The organism is Mesorhizobium sp. M8A.F.Ca.ET.208.01.1.1, from assembly GCF_004791315.1.
Taxonomy (GTDB): Bacteria; Pseudomonadota; Alphaproteobacteria; order Rhizobiales; family Rhizobiaceae; genus Mesorhizobium.
Window position 1 is genome coordinate 1,111,041 of the sequence record NZ_SRUT01000001.1, and the last position, 15,443, is coordinate 1,126,483.

Sequence of the window (15,443 nt, forward strand, 5' to 3'; positions counted from 1 at the left end):
GGCAATGCCGGGCGAAAAACCGCGATACACTTTTCCTGGAGTTGCTGCGCGTTAGCCGTTGTTTTTGCGCCGCAATCGGCTTTCGATCTCTTCGCGAGCGCTTTGCGTGGCCTTCAGTGAAATGGTGGCGCTGCCGTCGTCATTGTCGGTCCGCGAAACGACGTCACCATTGCGATAAAGCCAATCGACCAAGCCAAACTGGGCCTCGATCGTCACCGTCAGGTCTTGCAGCTCGCCGGCCATTCGCGTTTCGATGACCGCTTTCAGCACATCGATGCCTTCGCCAGATACCGCCGATACGGCGATTGGCGGTTCCTTGCTGCCGTCGGCGCCGTCGGCAAGCAGCCGGTGCCTGTTGCCTTCGTCCAGAAGGTCGATCTTGTTCCAGACTTCGATGACGCGCTTGGTGTCGCCGGCATCGACGCCGAGGTCGGCGAGGATGCGCTCGACATCCTCGGCCTGAGCCGCCGTATCGGGATCGGAAATGTCACGCAGATGGATGACGAGATCGGCCTCGACCACCTCTTCCAAGGTCGCGCGGAAAGCAGCGATCAGATGCGTCGGAAGGTCCGAAATGAAGCCCACCGTGTCGGAAAGTATAATCGGCGTGCCATGCGGCAGGCGTACGCGGCGCAATGTCGGATCAAGCGTGGCAAACAGCATGTCCTGCGCCAGCACCCCTGCCCCGGTCAGCTTGTTGAACAGCGTCGACTTGCCGGCGTTGGTGTAGCCGACGATCGCCACCACCGGAAACGGCACCTTCCTGCGCTTGGCGCGATGCAGGTCGCGGGTGCGGCGCACGGTTTCCAGCTCGTGCTTCAGCTTTATGATCTTTTCCTGCAACTGACGCCGATCGGATTCGATCTGCGTTTCACCTGGGCCGCCGAGGAAGCCGGCACCGCCACGCTGACGCTCCAGGTGGGTCCAGCTGCGTACCAGGCGGCCCTTCTGGTAGTTGAGATGGGCAAGCTCGACCTGCAGCGTGCCTTCCTTGGTGCGCGCCCGCTCGCCGAAAATCTCCAGGATCAGGCCAGTGCGATCCAGCACCTTGGCGTTGAATTCCTTCTCGAGATTGCGCTGCTGCACCGGCGTCAGCGGATGGTCGACGATGACCACTTCCGCGTGGCCCTCCTTGACGATTTCGGCGAATTCCTCGACCTTGCCGCTGCCCAGCAATGTCGCCGGACGCGGGTCGTTGACCGTCACGACGGCCGTATGGATCAGATCAAGATCGATGGCGCGGGCAAGGCCGACTGCTTCGTCGTGGCGCGCCTCGGCCGAGCGCGTCAGCCGGGGACGGCTCGTGTCATCGTCATTACGCGGTTGGCGGGTAAGCACCGGTACGATGACAACGGCCCGGGTCGGGGCTTCGGCCGCCCCGGGATGATGCGCTGGTTTTCCGCGAACCGTGCCGTCCGCGTCCTTCTCACGTGCCAATCAGGCGCCCTGGCTTTCCTCGCCATCGAACATCTGAACCGGCTGGCTCGGCATGATCGTGGAAATGGCGTGCTTGTAGACGAGCTGGGAGTGGCCGTCGCGGCGCAACAGGACGCAGAAATTGTCGAAGGAAGTGACCACGCCGGTCAGCTTCACGCCGTTGATGAGAAAGATGGTGAGCGGGTTCTTGCTCTTGCGAACTGAGTTCAGGAACAGGTCCTGAAGGTTTTGCGATCGTTCCGCCATTGTTTTTGTCTTTCGCCGATCCCCTTCGGTTTGCAGCCAATGCGCCAAATTAGCGGGCACATGTCAAGCGCGCAAACACCCTCTTGCCGTCAGTAACGACAAGCAGAACGAGATATATTGATGTTCATTCCACCTGTGCGGTTATCAGGCTGGACTTTTTTCCGCAATGTCAAAAAAGGCTTGCCGCAACGAAAGTGTTATTGAGCCGGGGTGTCCATTGGCTATGGGATCACCGTCAATGGCCACGATTGGCATGGCAATAGTCGTCGCCGAACTGATGAATGCTTCGCGAGCCGCCTTGGCCTCGGCGACGGAAAATCCACGCTCCTCGATCTTCAGGCCGAGCTTTGCCGCGACTTCGAACATGGTGGTGCGCGTGATGCCGCGCAGAATGCCATGTTCGGCCGGCCTGGTGACCAGAACGCCGTCCCTGGTAACGATCCAGGCATTCGACGAGCCGCCTTCCTTGACATTGCCATCCGTGTCCACGAACCAGGCTTCCTGGGCGCCGGATTCCTTGGCCTTCTGCTTGGCCAATACATTGGGCAGCAGCCCGACGGTCTTGATGTCGACACGGTCCCAGCGGTTCTCCGGCACGGTAATGACCGCGATACCGGTCTCGGCTCGTTTCGTGCCGGCGGCAGGATCCGCCTTCCTGGCTGTCACCACCAAAGCCGGCTTCGTGTCCGCCGACGGAAAAACGAAATCGCGGCTAGCGACACCGCGCGTCACCTGAACATAGACCAGACCGTCGACGACATGATTGCGGTTGACCACCTCGCGCAGGATCAGCGGCAACACATTGCGTGTCACCGGCCAGGCGATCGACAGCTCGGTCAGCGAGCGGTTCAGGCGGGCAAGGTGGCGCGGCATGTCGACGATGAAGCCGCGCGCCACCTCGCAGACCTCGTAGACGCCGTCGGCGAACTGATAGCCGCGATCCTCGATATGCACGGAAGCGTCAGCATGAGCGACGTAGCGCCCGTTGACATAGGCAATGCGCGGCATTGGCGACCCCTGGAAAATTCTCGGGCTTTCTTATGCGATTCCGCCGCCGCCGTAACCGGCAAATGCTTGGCCCAGGCGCGGCTGATGGACGCCGCGTCAGACGCCCAGCGACTTCAGCTTGCGATGCAAGGCGGAACGCTCCATGCCGATGAACTCGGCCGTCTTCGAAATGTTGCCACCGAAACGGTTGATCTGGGCGATCAGATAGTCCTTTTCGAACTGTTCGCGCGCCTCGCGCAGCGGCAGCGCCATGATGTGCTGGTCCGACTGGTTCGGCGTGCGCGGCATGACGTCGCCGATTTCGGACGGCAGCAGATCGGCGGTGATCGGCGCGTCGACGTCCTCGCCGCGCGCCAGGATCATCAGCCGCTCGACATTGTTGCGCAGCTGGCGCACGTTGCCCGGCCAGTTGTGCGCCTGCAGCACGGCCAGCGCGTCATCGCCGATACGGCGCGGCTTGATGCCGGCCTGGCGGGCGATCTGCTTCATGAAATTGTCGACGAGATAGGGGATGTCCTCGCGCCGCTCGGCCAGCCCCGGCACCATGACCGGAACCACGGCGAGCCGGTGGTAAAGATCCTCGCGGAAACGCCCGTCGGCGATCATTGCCTCCAGGTTCTGCGAGGTCGAGGAAATGATGCGGACATCGACCTTGACCCGCTTCGTGCCGCCCACCCGCTCGAACTGCTGTTCGACCAGCACGCGCAAGATCTTGTTCTGCGTCTCGCGTGGCATGTCGGCCACTTCGTCGATGTAGAGAATGCCGCGATGGGCCTCCTCCAACGCTCCCACCTTGCGCTCGACCCCGTTCGATTCGGTGCCGAACAATTCGATCTCCATGCGCTCGGGCGTGATGTTGGCGGCGCTCAGCGTCACGAACGGCCCGCCCTTGCGGGTCGACAGCGTATGGATGGCGCGCGCCGCCAGTTCCTTGCCCGAACCGGAGGGGCCAACGATCATCACGCGGCTGTTGGTCGGCGCGACGCGCTCGATGGTCTGGCGCAACTGGCTCATCGCCGACGACATGCCGATCAGGTCGAAGGTCTCGCCGCTGCGCAGCTTGAGGTCGGAAACCTCGCGGCGCAATTTCGAGGTCTCGAGCGCGCGTTCGGCAATGAGGATCAGCCTGTCGGCCTTGAACGGCTTCTCGATGAAGTCATAAGCGCCGCGACGGATGGCGGAAACCGCCGTTTCGATGTTGCCATGGCCTGAAATCATCACCACGGGCAGGTTGGGGTGCATGGTCTTGATCTCGTCGAGCAACGCCAACCCGTCCAGGCGCGAACCCTGCAGCCAGATGTCCAGGAAGATCAGCCTCGGCGCTCGATCGGCGATGGCCGCCAGGGCGCTGTCGGCATCGAATGCCGTACGGGTTTCATGACCCTCGTCACTCAGGATGCCCGCGACGAGTTCACGGATGTCTTCCTCGTCATCGACGATGAGAATATCAGACGCCATTACCGACCTTTTCAGTTTCTCTTTCGTGGTCCGCCCTGCTTTCGCCGCGCGGCGGCGCGCCGGTCGCGGGCGGCAGGACGATGCTGATCATCGCGCCGCGCCCGCCATGGAAATCCGCGGGCGCGTCATGGAGTTCCAGCCTGCCGCCATGGTCCTCCACGATCTTCTTGACGATAGCGAGACCAAGCCCAGTGCCCTTTTCACGTGTGGTCATATAGGGCTCCAGCAAGCGTTGGCGATTCTCGCGCGGCAGGCCTTTGCCATTGTCGATGACGTCGATGCGAATCGCGCCATTCTGGCGGCCGGCTTGAATCCGGATTATGCCGTGCGAACCGTCCTTCTGTTCCAGCCCGTCGATCGCCTCGGCGGCATTCTTGATCACATTGCCGAAGGCCTGAGCCATCAACCGGCTGTCGAAAGTGCCCTTGAGCGGTTCGTTGCCGAATATCCGCTCGAAGGTGATGTCGGCACGGCTGACTTCGACCAGGAAAGAGGCCTCGCGCAGCGATTCGCGCAGGTCGATGGCTTTCATCTCGGGCTTTGGCATGCGCGCGAAGGCCGAGAACTCGTCGACCATGCGGCCGATGTCCTCCACCTGCCGGATGATGGTGTCGGTACACTGGTCGAAAACTTCGCGGTCTTCGGTGATGACCTTGCCGTAGCGGCGCTTGATACGCTCGGCGGAAAGCTGGATCGGGGTCAGCGGGTTCTTGATCTCGTGGGCGATGCGCCGCGCCACATCTGCCCAGGCGGACGAACGCTGGGCCTGAACCAGATCGGTGATGTCGTCCACCGTCACGACATAGGATTTTTCCTCCGAGCCGTCATCGCCTGCCTCGATGGTGACCTGCACGTTAAAGGTCCGCTCGGCGCCGGCTCGATAGAAAGTCACCTGCTCGCGATAGACAGGTTTGCCGGACTTGCGGCCGATCTCGAAGACACGGCCGACATGCGGGAGGACCGCGGAAAGGTTTTGCCCGAGCGCCGCGCTGGCGGAAATGGCCAGCATCGATTCGGCAGAACGGTTGACGATGGTGATGATGCCGTAAGGGTCGACGCCAATGACGCCGGCGGTGACACCGGCAAGCACGGCTTCGGAAAAACGCCGCCTCTCGTCGATCAGGTCCTTCGCCGACAGAATCTCGTTGCGCTGTGATTTGAGCTCCAGCAGCATCTTGTTGAACGTATCGCCAAGCGAGGCGACATCGCCATCGGATGGCCGCACCGGCACCGCAACGTCGAGATTGCCGGTCGCGACTTCGTCGGCAGCGCCGATCAGCTGACGGATTGGCCGCACCAGCCGGTCGGCAACAGCGATGCCGGTCCAGATCGCCGACAGGATGATGATCAAGGTGAGTGACAAATAGGGCAGCGCAAATGCCACTTGCGAGGTGCGCCTGTTATCCTCGAGATTGCGATACTCGTCGGTGTTGGACCTGACGATCTGCCGCGCCTTGATCACCTCGGGGTCGACAAGTCGGATTGTGTAGAGATAGAGGCCCTCGATCTCCCGCAGCTTGACGATGGCGCCCATGATGTTGCGCGTGCGCGGCTCGATCAGCACCGGCTTGCCGTCTGTGGCGGTGGCAACCGCTCCTTCCGGCGGTTCCGGCATGGCGAAATCGGCATCGGTCTTGGCGCTCATGACGAAGGAGCCGTCGGGCTTGATCAGCGCGGCATGCGCCAACGAGCGGCCCACGGCTTCCTTGTTCATGAGGTCGAGAAAGCCGGTGCGATCGAGGCCGTAGAGCGTGCGGGACGAATCGAGATCATAGGCCATCGACAGCGTCGTGCCCTGCAGATTGCGGGCGTTCTCCTGCACATAGGCGTCGGCGATCGACAGTGAAGAATTGACGATCGTCTTGGTGCGAATCTCGAACCAGCGATCAAGGCCGATATCGAGCGTTATCGAGGCGATGATCGCCACCATGATGGCGGGAATGGCGGCAACCAGCGCGAACATGGCAACGATGCGCACATGCAGCCGAGAAGCCGCCTTGCCATGGCGGCGCGCCATGACGATGCGATGCACCTCCCGCCCGACCAACGCGATGAGAACGAGCACGAAGGCGGCGTTGAGCGCGATCAGCGCCCAGGTCGTCTTGGCGTCAGGCGCAATCGGCGTCGCTCCGACCAGGATGGCGAACGAGATAGCCGCCATGACCAGGGCACCGACGACCGCCACCACGCCGGGCAGCGCCAGCAGCCGGCGCCCGTCGCGCGCGCCAGGTTCGCTGAAAAGCGGTTTGTTGAGTACAGGTGCCTGCGGAGCCATGTCGCCGTCTAGAGCCAGTGATTGCGTCGGATCTATGCAATGCATTGTGGCGATTATGCAACAAGTGTGACAGCAGCGGGACTCTTTCCCCGTTCGGTCCCCTGAAAAGATCGTGTGCTTGGCGCGGGCTCAGGTCTGGCGGGAGGACTTGTAGACGTTGACGCCCAACTCGCGAATCTTCTTGCGCAGGGTATTGCGGTTGAGGCCCAAAAGCTCCGCGGCCTTGATCTGGTTGCCGCGGGTTGCCGTCATCGAAGCCAGCACCAAGGGATATTCGACCTCGGACAGAATGCGCTCGTAGAGACCGGCGGGCGGCAATTCGCCTGCAAAGGAGGCGAAATAGCGCTGCAGGAAGTGCTCCACCGCCTGGCCGATGGAAAGATCGTCGGGAATGAGGTTGCCGGCGCCCGGTACCACCGGGCGCTCGCCTGTCTTGAGTTCCGCCTCGATGATCTCGGCGGAGATCTCGTCCTGCGAATACAGCGCGGCGAGCCTGCGAACGAGGTTTTCCAGCTCGCGCACATTGCCTGGCCAGGGATAGCGCTTCATCAGCTCGATGCCGCCGGAAGAGATGCGCTTGGTCTGCAGCCCCTCCATCTCGCCAAGCTTGAAGAAATGGCGCACCAGGTCGGGCACATCCTCGGAGCGTTCGCGCAGCGCCGGCAACCTGAGCGGCACGACGTTGAGACGGTAGAAGAGGTCCTCGCGGAAGAGGCCCTGGTTGATCAGCGTGCGCAGGTCCTTGTTGGTTGCGGCAACGATGCGCACATCGGTCTTGATCGGCGTGCGGCCGCCGACCGTCGTGTACTCGCCCTGCTGCAGGACGCGCAGCAGGCGCGTCTGCGCCTCCATCGGCATGTCGCCGATCTCGTCGAGGAACAGCGTGCCGCCCTCTGCCTGCTCGAAGCGGCCGGTCGAGCGGTTCTGCGCGCCGGTGAAGGCGCCCTTCTCGTGGCCGAACAATTCCGATTCGATGAGATCGCGCGGGATCGCCGCCATGTTGATGGCAACGAATGGACCGCCACGACGGCGTCCATATTCATGCAGCGCGCGCGCCACCAGTTCCTTGCCGGTGCCCGATTCGCCCGAGATCATCACCGTCAGGTCGGTCTGCATCATGCGCGCCAGCATGCGGTAGATGTCCTGCATGGCCGCCGAACGGCCGACCAGCGGCATCGTTTCGGGCTGCTCTTCCTGCCGCGCATCGATCTTGGGGCGCCGGGGCTCGGACAGCGCGCGGTTGACGATGTTGAGGAGTTCGGTCAGGTCGAAAGGCTTCGGCAGATATTCGTAGGCACCGGTTTCGGAAGCGCGGATCGCCGTCATGAAGGTGTTCTGGGCGCTCATGACGATGACAGGCAGTTCCGGCCGCGCCTTCTTGATGCGCGGCAGCATGTCGAAGGCGTTCTCGTCCGGCATCACGACGTCGGTGATGACGAGATCACCCTCGCCAGCCGCCACCCAGCGCCACAGGGTCGAGGCGTTGGAGGTGACGCGCACCTCGTGACCGACACGCGACAGGGCCTGATTGAGCACGGTGCGGATCGCCGCATCGTCATCGGCGACGAGAATGTTGCCGCGAACGGTCATTTGCGATCTCCTTCGCCGTCTTGATCGGCGCCTAGCGCCGTTTCCTTCCAGGCCGGCATCAGCACCCGGAACGTCGTTGCGCGCGGCGTCGAATCGCACTCGATGATGCCGCCATGTTCACCGACGATCTTGGCGACCAGCGCCAGCCCCAGCCCCGAGCCGTTCGGCTTGGTGGTGATGAAGGGATCGAACAGGATCGGGAGGATGTCTTCCGAGACGCCCGAACCATTGTCGCGCACGCAGAACTCCAGCGGCAGCGATACGCGGTCCTGCGTGCCGGGAACCGAAACGCGAATGCCGGGCCGGAAGGCGGTGGACAGCACGATCTCGCCCTGGGGATCGCTACCGATCGCCTCGGCGGCGTTCTTGACCAGGTTGAGGAACACCTGGATCAGTTGATCGCGATTGGCGAACACTGGAGGCAATGATGGATCATAGTCCTCCAATATCTTGATTTTCTTCGCGAAACCGTTCTTTGCGATTGCTTTCACGTGATCGAGCACGACGTGGATGTTGACGGGATAGCGATCGATCGGCCGCTCGTCGGAAAACACCTCCATTCGATCGACCAGCGACACGATGCGGTCCGTCTCGTCGGTGATCAGCCGCGTCAGCGCGCGATCCTCATCGGAGGCGGACAGTTCGAGCAGCTGGGCCGCCCCCCTGATACCGGACAGCGGGTTCTTGATCTCATGCGCCAGCATCGCCGCCAGGCCGGTCACCGAGCGCGCCGCGCCCCGATGCGTCATCTGCCGGTCGATCTTGTCGGCCATCGACCGCTCCTGGAACATGACCACGACGGAGCCCGGAAATTCCGGCACCGGCGCGACGTAGAGATCGACGACCTTTTCGATGCCGAGGCGCGGTGACGAGACGTCGACCCGATATTCGTTGACGGGCGCGCGGCGCTCGCGCACCTGGTCGACCAGCGTCAGCAACGGGCTGCCGAAAGGTATGAGTTTGGACAAGGTGTTGCGCGCCAGCATGGTCGCGCTGGAGCGAAAGAAATCCTCGGCATCGGCGTTGGCGAAGATGATGAACCCTTCCTCGCTGATCATGATCACCGGGCGACGGATCGTATTCAGCACGATCTGGGCGGCATCCGCTATTTCGGTGCCTTGGCCAGCAGTGGCGGTCATGCGGCGCTCCGCAGGTTCATGGTTTGCGGATCGCGCGAAAACACATCGCGCAGCAAGGCAATGACGCGAGCGGGTTCGAACGCGGTCATTATCGCTTTTCTACTGTCGCCAGCGACACCCCTGGCATGTCGATCGAGATACCAGCCCAGATGCTTGCGCGCCTGGCGCAGGCCGCTCTCGATGCCGTAAAGCGCCAGCATGTCCTGGTAATGAGCAATGATATAGTCGGAGAGCGCCTGGCGGGTCTCGGGAACGCCGGGCGAAAATGTCCCAGCGGCGGCCGTAGCGATGCTGCCGGCGACCCACGGCGCGCCATAGTGGGCGCGGCCGACCATCACCGCGTCGGCGCCGGACTGTTCGAGAATGACCGAGGCTTCAGCCGGGGAGCAGACATCGCCATTGGCGACGACCGGGATGGAAACGGCCTCCTTGACGCGAGCGATGGCACGCCAGTCCGCCTTGCCCTGGTAGAACTGGCAGCGTGTGCGGCCATGGACCGTGACCATCCTGACGCCCGCCTGCTCGGCGCGGCGCGCAAGGACGGGAGCGTTGAGTGCCGCCTCGTCCCAACCGAGCCGCATTTTGACCGTCACCGGCACCTTGACGGCGCCGACCACGGCCTCGATCAGCGAGAGCGCGTGGTCGAGGTCCAGCATCAATGCCGAGCCGGCATAGCCGCCGGTGACCTTCTTGGCCGGGCAGCCCATGTTGATGTCGATGATGTCGGCGCCCTCGCCGGCGGCGATTCGAGCGCCTTCGGCCATATGCATCGCCTCTCGGCCGGCAAGCTGAACCATATGGACGGGCAGGCCGGAATGACGTATGCGCAGGTCGCAGCCAGCCCTGCCCTTGGCGAGTTCGCCGCTGGCAACCATTTCGGATACGACCAGGCCGGCGCCGTGCGAATGGGCGCGCTGCCTGAACGCCTCATCCGTAATCCCGGACATCGGCGCGAGGAAGACGCGGTTGCGGATTCTCACGCCGCCGACGTCGAGAGGCGCGGCCAATCTGATCAAGTTAACCATGCACAAAAACCAAGCATGTCCATTCGTTGCACATTCTCTAGCCAGATCGAGAGAAATGTGCAACGCGGAATGACGCCACATTGAGGCGCAATTGGGAAAATGCTGGCCTTCGGCCTTGGCCGCGACTAGGACCAGACTTGGATGATTGGCGCAACTGAAAATCAGGCTTCGGATCCGGGTGGTAAAGTCGCGGTGGTTATCGTCGCGGCCGGTCGCGGCGCGCGCGCCGGACAGACCGATGGCCCGAAGCAATATCAACGAATTGGCGGGCGCGCCGTCATCGCGCGCGTCATCGATATTTTTCTCGCGCACCCGCTCATCGGCCGGATCGTCGTGGCCATTCATGCGGAGGACCGCGAGCTTTTTCGGCAAGCCGTGGGCACCGATGCCGATCGGGTGACGGCAATCGCCGGAGGCGCGACCCGGCAGGATTCGGTTCGGCTCGGGCTGCAGGCGCTGAGAAGCTACGCGCCCGACAAGGTCCTCATTCACGACGCCGCGCGCCCCTTTGTCGACATGGATCTGATCGACCGCACCATCGCGGCGATCGGCGAACGCGAGGGCGCGCTTCCCGCCCTGCCCGTCGCCGACACGCTGAAACGCGAATCGGCCACCGGCACCGTCGGCGAAACAGTCCCCAGGAGCGGGCTGCACGCGGCGCAAACGCCGCAAGGCTTTCCCTTCCTCGCGATCATGATGATGCATGAGGAAGCCTACAACAGAGGCAAGACCGACTTTACCGACGACGCATCGATCGCCGAATGGATGCAAATGCCGGTAAAGCTCGTTCCCGGCTCGCCGGACAATGTCAAACTCACCTGGGCACGGGACATCGCCATGGCACACCAGCGGCTTTCCAGCGAACGGGCACACTTCCCCGATATCCGCACCGGCAATGGCTACGATGTCCATGCTTTCGAGCCCGGCGACCATGTCACGCTCTGTGGCGTGGCCATCCCGCATGACAGGAAATTGTCGGGCCATTCCGACGCCGATGTCGGCCTGCACGCCCTGACCGACGCGTTGCTGGCGACCTGCGGGGCCGGCGACATCGGCACGCACTTTCCGCCGTCCGATCCGCAGTGGAAAGGCGCTGCGTCGCGGATATTCGTCGAACATGCGGCAAGACTAGTGCGCGAGCGCGGCGGGCGCATCGCCAATGCAGACATCACGCTAATCTGCGAAGCACCGCGCGTCGGCCCGCACCGCGAGGCGATGACGTCAGTCCTTTCGCAGATGCTGGGCATTTCCGCCGACCGCATCTCGGTCAAGGCGACGACCAACGAGAAGCTCGGATTTGTCGGCCGCGAGGAAGGCATAGCGGCGATCGCCACAGCCAGCGTGGTGTTTCCCGGCGAGGTTCCGGAATGACCAACAGCGAACTGGCAATCGCCCTGTTTGAGGTCTGCCGCGAGCGCGGCATCATGCTGGCGACGGCGGAAAGCTGCACCGGCGGCATGATCATTGCCGCGCTGACCGACATTGCCGGCTCCTCCGCCGTGGTCGATCGCGGCTTCATCACCTATTCCAATGAGGCCAAGATGGACATGCTCGGCGTTCGCGTCACCACGCTCAACAGGCATGGCGCGGTGTCCCGCGAGACGGCGATCGAGATGGCAGCCGGTGCGCTTGCCCGATCGCGCGCCGGCCTCGCCCTGGCCGTCACCGGCATTGCCGGTCCAGGCGGCGGTTCTGCGGAAAAGCCAGTCGGGCTGGTCTGGTTCGGCGTTGCCGTGAACGGCCAACCCGTGACGGCTGAACGAAGGCTGTTTGCCGACAATGGTCGCGACTTCATCCGCCGCGAAACGGTCAACCATGCACTCGAGCTTGGCTTGCGGGCGCTTGGCGAGAGTCAGGCCGCCGGTGTCTTGCCGTAGATGACATCGGCGCGCTTTTCGAAAGCCTCGGCGAACATGCGGAAGGCACGGTCGAACATCGTGCCCATCAGCGCGCCCAGGATGCGGCTCTTGAATTCATAGTCAATGAAGAAGCGCACGGCACAGCCGGCGCCGTCTGGCTCGAAACGCCAGACATTGCTCAGATATTTGAACGGGCCATCGATGTACTTCACATCGATGGCGTTTTCGTCGGGCTTCAGCAGCACCTGGGTCGTGAAGGTCTCACGGATCGCCTTGTAGCCGATGCTCATGTCGGCGACGAGGATGGTGCGCCCATCCCGTTCCTTGCGCGAGCGGACCGTCAGCGCCTCGCAAAGCGGCAGGAATTGCGGATAGGTTTCGATGTCGGCGACCAGCGCGAACATCTGCTGCGGCGTGTGAGCAACGCGGCGGGTGGCTTCGAATTTCGGCATGAACCCGGCTCTAGAGGGCGTCGCGTCGAAGACGCATCAGAGCGATTTCGCGAGCTGTGCTTCGCGCGCCGCGCGCAGCCTGGCGAAATCGTCGCCGGCGTGATGCGACGAGCGCGTCAGCGGGCTCGACGCCACCAGCAGGAAACCCTTGGTCTTGCCGATCGTCTCGAAGGACTTGAATTCCTCCGGCGTGACGAAGCGGATCACCGGGTGGTGCTTCTTCGACGGCTGCAGATACTGGCCGATGGTCATGAAGTCGACATTGGCCGAACGCAGATCATCCATCAACTGCAGGATTTCGTTGCGCTCCTCACCCAGTCCCACCATGATGCCGGACTTGGTGAAGATCGAGGGATCGAGTTCCTTGACCCGCTGCAGCAGCCGGATCGAGTGGAAATAACGGGCGCCTGGCCGGACCTTCAGATAGTTCGACGGCACGGTTTCGAGATTATGGTTGAAGACGTCGGGCCTGGCCGCCACGACGATCTCCAGCGCCCCGTCCTTACGTAGGAAATCCGGCGTCAGGATTTCGATCGTCGTCAGAGGCGTTGCCGCCCGGATCGCACGGATGACATCGGCGAAGTGCTGCGCGCCGCCATCGGCGAGATCGTCGCGGTCGACCGAGGTGATGACGACATGGGTAAGGCCCATCTGCTTGACGGCATGCGCGACGCGGGCCGGCTCGTCCGGATCGAGCGCGGTCGGAATGCCAGTGGCGACATTGCAGAAGGCGCAGGCGCGCGTGCAGATCTCGCCCATGATCATGAAGGTGGCGTGCTTCTTTTCCCAGCACTCACCGATGTTCGGGCAACCGGCCTCTTCGCATACAGTCACCAGCTTGTGGGATTTGACGATCTCGCGTGTCTCGGCATAGCCTTTCGATACCGGCGCCTTGACGCGGATCCAGTCCGGCTTGCGCAACACCTCCTGGTCGGGCTTGTGCGCTTTCTCGGGATGCCGCAGCCGCGGCGCGTTGGCGATCGTGTCGAGGACAGTGACCATCTGAACCCTGGCTTTTCTCGCGACCGCCCGTCGGCGATCGTCACGTTTACGTCATCTAGGACTTTTCAACACAAAGAAAAAGGCTGCGGAGGCGCATGCCGCCACAACCGTTTTCGCATAGCCGGGAAGGATATCGACTAGCGGCGCACCAGGCGACCGACCCAGATCAGCAGGCAGGCACCGATGAAGCCGGTGATCAGATAGGCGGTCCAGCCGACGCCGAACACGCCGATGTTGAGCGCCTGTAGGATGGCATTCAGCACCACCGCGCCAACGATGCCCATGATAATGTTCATGAATATGCCGGTGTTGCTCTTCATGACCATTTCGGCGAGCCAGCCTGCCAGGCCGCCGATGATGATGGCTGCGATCCAGCCCACGCCGTTCAGGTGCATATGCCTTCTCCTTGCGCGCGTAAAAATGCATCCGGAAACGAACTGCCTCGCCGTCGCGATCTCGCGGCCTTCGAAGCTGAGTCTCCTGCGGCGAATCTATCATGCGTTCAAGGCGCGACCATAGGCGTCGAGCACGCTTTCCTTCATCATCTCCGACAGCGTCGGATGCGGGAAGATCGTGTGCATCAGCTCTTCCTCGGTCGTTTCAAGGTTCATCGCCACGACAAAGCCCTGGATCAATTCGGTGACTTCGGCGCCGACCATATGCGCGCCGAGCAACTGACCGGTCTTCTTGTCGAAGATGGTCTTGATGAAGCCCTGGTCCTCGCCAAGCGCGATGGCCTTGCCGTTAGCGGCGAACTGGAAGCGGCCGACGCGAATATCCCGGCCCTCGGCCTTTGCTTTCGCTTCCGTCAGGCCAACCGAGGCAACCTGCGGGTTGCAATAGGTGCAGCCGGGAATCTTGAGCTTGTCCGTCGCGTGAACACCGGGAAAATTGGCGATCTTTTCGATACACACGACGCCCTCATGCTCGGCCTTGTGGGCAAGCATCGGGGGACCGGCGACATCGCCGATGGCGTAGATGCCGGGCACATTGGTCTTGCCATAACCGTCGATGACGACGCAGCCGCGCTCGGTCTTGACGCCGAGGGCCTCAAGGCCGAGATTCTCGATATTGCCCTGGACGCCGACGGCCGAAATCATGCGATCGGCTGATATCTTCTCGACCTTGCCGTCCTTCATCTCGACATGCGCGGTGACGGAGTTCGCCCCCTTCTCGACCTTGGTCACCTTGGCCTCGAGGATGATCTTCATGCCTTGCTTCTCGAACTGCTTTTGCGCGAATTTCGAGACTTCGGCGTCCTCGACCGGCATGACCGCCGGCAGCAGTTCGACCACCGTCACCTCGGCGCCCATGGTGCGGTAGAAGGAGGCGAATTCGATGCCAATGGCGCCCGAACCCATCACCAGCAGCGACTTCGGCATCTCCTTCGGCACCATGGCTTCAAAGTACGTCCAGATCAGCTTGCCGTCCGGTTCGATGCCGGGCAGCGCGCGCGGCCGGGCGCCGGTCGCCAGGATGATGTGCTTGGCGGTATAGGTGCCGTCACCCTTGACGCCTTTCGGCACCGGCGGCTGCGGTTCCATCGGCTTCTTGGCCGTCTTGGAAACAACGATTTCGCCGGGCTTCGACAACTTGGCCTCGCCCCAGATGACATCGACCTTGTTCTTCTTCATCAGGAAGGCGACGCCGCCATTGAGCCTGAGCGACACTTTCCGCGACCGATCGACCACGGCCGCGGTGTCGGCGCTGACCTTGCCGTCGAGCTTCAGGCCATAATCCTTCAGGTGATCCGAATAGTGCATAATCTCGGCCGACCGCAGCAGCGCCTTGGTTGGAATGCAGCCCCAGTTGAGGCAGATGCCGCCGAGATGTTCGCGCTCGACGATCGCCGTCTTGAAGCCGAGCTGGGCGGAACGGACCGCGGTGACATAGCCGCCGGGACCGGAGCCGATGATGATGACGTCGTAGTTCTCAGCCACGGTTTTCTCCTT

At 62.6% G+C, this 15,443-nt stretch carries 14 protein-coding genes; 2 read left to right on the forward strand and 12 right to left on the reverse strand.

Annotation, left to right across the window (positions count from 1 at the left end; all coding sequences use genetic code 11):
* Nucleotides 1-51 precede the first annotated feature (51 nt).
* The 8 genes from hflX to dusB form a co-directional block, all read right to left on the reverse strand.
* Nucleotides 52-1,437, reverse strand: a complete 1,386-nt coding sequence (gene hflX, locus EN851_RS05510; protein WP_135928741.1) for a GTPase HflX — start codon at nucleotides 1,435-1,437, stop codon at nucleotides 52-54.
* Nucleotides 1,438-1,683 (reverse strand): RNA chaperone Hfq, encoded by a 246-nt coding sequence (gene hfq / locus EN851_RS05515; protein WP_006202172.1) that lies wholly within the window; start codon nucleotides 1,681-1,683, stop codon nucleotides 1,438-1,440. It abuts the gene before it with no gap.
* A 144-nt stretch (nucleotides 1,684-1,827) separates the two neighbouring features.
* Nucleotides 1,828-2,691: a D-amino-acid transaminase gene (locus EN851_RS05520; RefSeq protein WP_127279996.1), complete on the reverse strand. Its 864-nt coding sequence runs from the start codon at nucleotides 2,689-2,691 to the stop codon at nucleotides 1,828-1,830.
* Between the two features lie 96 nt (nucleotides 2,692-2,787).
* Nucleotides 2,788-4,149 carry a sigma-54 dependent transcriptional regulator gene (locus EN851_RS05525; RefSeq protein ID WP_015317919.1) on the reverse strand — a complete coding sequence of 454 codons (1,362 nt, stop codon included), beginning with the start codon at nucleotides 4,147-4,149 and terminating at the stop codon, nucleotides 2,788-2,790.
* Entirely contained in the window at nucleotides 4,139-6,424 is a 2,286-nt protein-coding gene (locus EN851_RS05530) for a PAS domain-containing sensor histidine kinase (protein ID WP_167531435.1), read from the reverse strand. Before EN851_RS05530 ends, EN851_RS05525 begins: the two co-directional genes overlap by 11 nt.
* A gap of 129 nt (nucleotides 6,425-6,553) precedes the next feature.
* Nucleotides 6,554-8,014, reverse strand: a complete 1,461-nt coding sequence (gene ntrC, locus EN851_RS05535; protein ID WP_027142746.1) for a nitrogen regulation protein NR(I) — start codon at nucleotides 8,012-8,014, stop codon at nucleotides 6,554-6,556.
* Entirely contained in the window at nucleotides 8,011-9,153 is a 1,143-nt protein-coding gene (locus EN851_RS05540) for a nitrogen regulation protein NR(II) (RefSeq protein WP_135917931.1), read from the reverse strand. The genes ntrC and EN851_RS05540 overlap by 4 nt, the downstream gene beginning before the upstream one ends.
* On the reverse strand, nucleotides 9,150-10,178 hold the full coding sequence (gene dusB / locus EN851_RS05545) for a tRNA dihydrouridine synthase DusB (RefSeq protein ID WP_135917930.1): 1,029 nt from the start codon (nucleotides 10,176-10,178) through the stop codon (nucleotides 9,150-9,152). The genes EN851_RS05540 and dusB overlap by 4 nt, the downstream gene beginning before the upstream one ends.
* A gap of 141 nt (nucleotides 10,179-10,319) precedes the next feature.
* On the opposite strand from dusB, the gene EN851_RS05550 reads away from it, so the two are divergent.
* Together EN851_RS05550 and EN851_RS05555 are read left to right on the forward strand one after the other, a co-directional pair.
* Entirely contained in the window at nucleotides 10,320-11,549 is a 1,230-nt protein-coding gene (locus EN851_RS05550) for a bifunctional 2-C-methyl-D-erythritol 4-phosphate cytidylyltransferase/2-C-methyl-D-erythritol 2,4-cyclodiphosphate synthase (RefSeq protein WP_135928742.1), read from the forward strand.
* Nucleotides 11,546-12,055 carry a CinA family protein gene (locus tag EN851_RS05555; RefSeq protein WP_135928743.1) on the forward strand — a complete coding sequence of 170 codons (510 nt, stop codon included), beginning with the start codon at nucleotides 11,546-11,548 and terminating at the stop codon, nucleotides 12,053-12,055. Before EN851_RS05550 ends, EN851_RS05555 begins: the two co-directional genes overlap by 4 nt.
* On the opposite strand, the gene EN851_RS05560 is transcribed toward EN851_RS05555, so the two are convergent.
* From EN851_RS05560 to lpdA, 4 genes are all read right to left on the reverse strand, one after another.
* On the reverse strand, nucleotides 12,031-12,489 hold the full coding sequence (locus EN851_RS05560; protein ID WP_135928744.1) for a type II toxin-antitoxin system RatA family toxin: 459 nt from the start codon (nucleotides 12,487-12,489) through the stop codon (nucleotides 12,031-12,033). The two genes, EN851_RS05555 and EN851_RS05560, sit on opposite strands and share 25 nt — an antisense overlap.
* 36 nt (nucleotides 12,490-12,525) lie before the next feature.
* A complete protein-coding gene (gene lipA / locus EN851_RS05565) occupies nucleotides 12,526-13,491 on the reverse strand; it encodes a lipoyl synthase (RefSeq protein WP_127872368.1) in 966 nt (321 codons plus the stop codon).
* Between the two features lie 137 nt (nucleotides 13,492-13,628).
* Nucleotides 13,629-13,886, reverse strand: coding sequence for a GlsB/YeaQ/YmgE family stress response membrane protein (locus EN851_RS05570; protein ID WP_027142753.1), 258 nt, complete (start codon nucleotides 13,884-13,886; stop codon nucleotides 13,629-13,631).
* Nucleotides 13,887-13,985: 99 nt separating this feature from the next.
* Nucleotides 13,986-15,431 (reverse strand): dihydrolipoyl dehydrogenase, encoded by a 1,446-nt coding sequence (gene lpdA, locus EN851_RS05575; protein WP_135928745.1) that lies wholly within the window; start codon nucleotides 15,429-15,431, stop codon nucleotides 13,986-13,988.
* Nucleotides 15,432-15,443: the final 12 nt, after the last annotated feature.

Bases quoted from the DNA above. Each gene is read 5' to 3' on its own strand.
- hfq (WP_006202172.1), bottom strand. From the start codon at position 1,683: ATGGCGGAACGATCGCAAAACCTTCAGGACCTGTTCCTGAACTCAGTT.
- EN851_RS05530 (WP_167531435.1), bottom strand. From the start codon at position 6,424: ATGGCTCCGCAGGCACCTGTACTCAACAAACCGCTTTTCAGCGAACCT.
- EN851_RS05540 (WP_135917931.1), bottom strand. From the start codon at position 9,153: ATGACCGCCACTGCTGGCCAAGGCACCGAAATAGCGGATGCCGCCCAG.
- lipA (WP_127872368.1), bottom strand. From the start codon at position 13,491: ATGGTCACTGTCCTCGACACGATCGCCAACGCGCCGCGGCTGCGGCAT.
- EN851_RS05525 (WP_015317919.1), bottom strand. From the start codon at position 4,149: ATGGCGTCTGATATTCTCATCGTCGATGACGAGGAAGACATCCGTGAA.
- dusB (WP_135917930.1), bottom strand. From the start codon at position 10,178: ATGGTTAACTTGATCAGATTGGCCGCGCCTCTCGACGTCGGCGGCGTG.
- ntrC (WP_027142746.1), bottom strand. From the start codon at position 8,014: ATGACCGTTCGCGGCAACATTCTCGTCGCCGATGACGATGCGGCGATC.
- EN851_RS05520 (WP_127279996.1), bottom strand. From the start codon at position 2,691: ATGCCGCGCATTGCCTATGTCAACGGGCGCTACGTCGCTCATGCTGAC.
- EN851_RS05550 (WP_135928742.1), top strand. From the start codon at position 10,320: ATGATTGGCGCAACTGAAAATCAGGCTTCGGATCCGGGTGGTAAAGTC.
- EN851_RS05555 (WP_135928743.1), top strand. From the start codon at position 11,546: ATGACCAACAGCGAACTGGCAATCGCCCTGTTTGAGGTCTGCCGCGAG.
- EN851_RS05570 (WP_027142753.1), bottom strand. From the start codon at position 13,886: ATGCACCTGAACGGCGTGGGCTGGATCGCAGCCATCATCATCGGCGGC.
- EN851_RS05560 (WP_135928744.1), bottom strand. From the start codon at position 12,489: ATGCCGAAATTCGAAGCCACCCGCCGCGTTGCTCACACGCCGCAGCAG.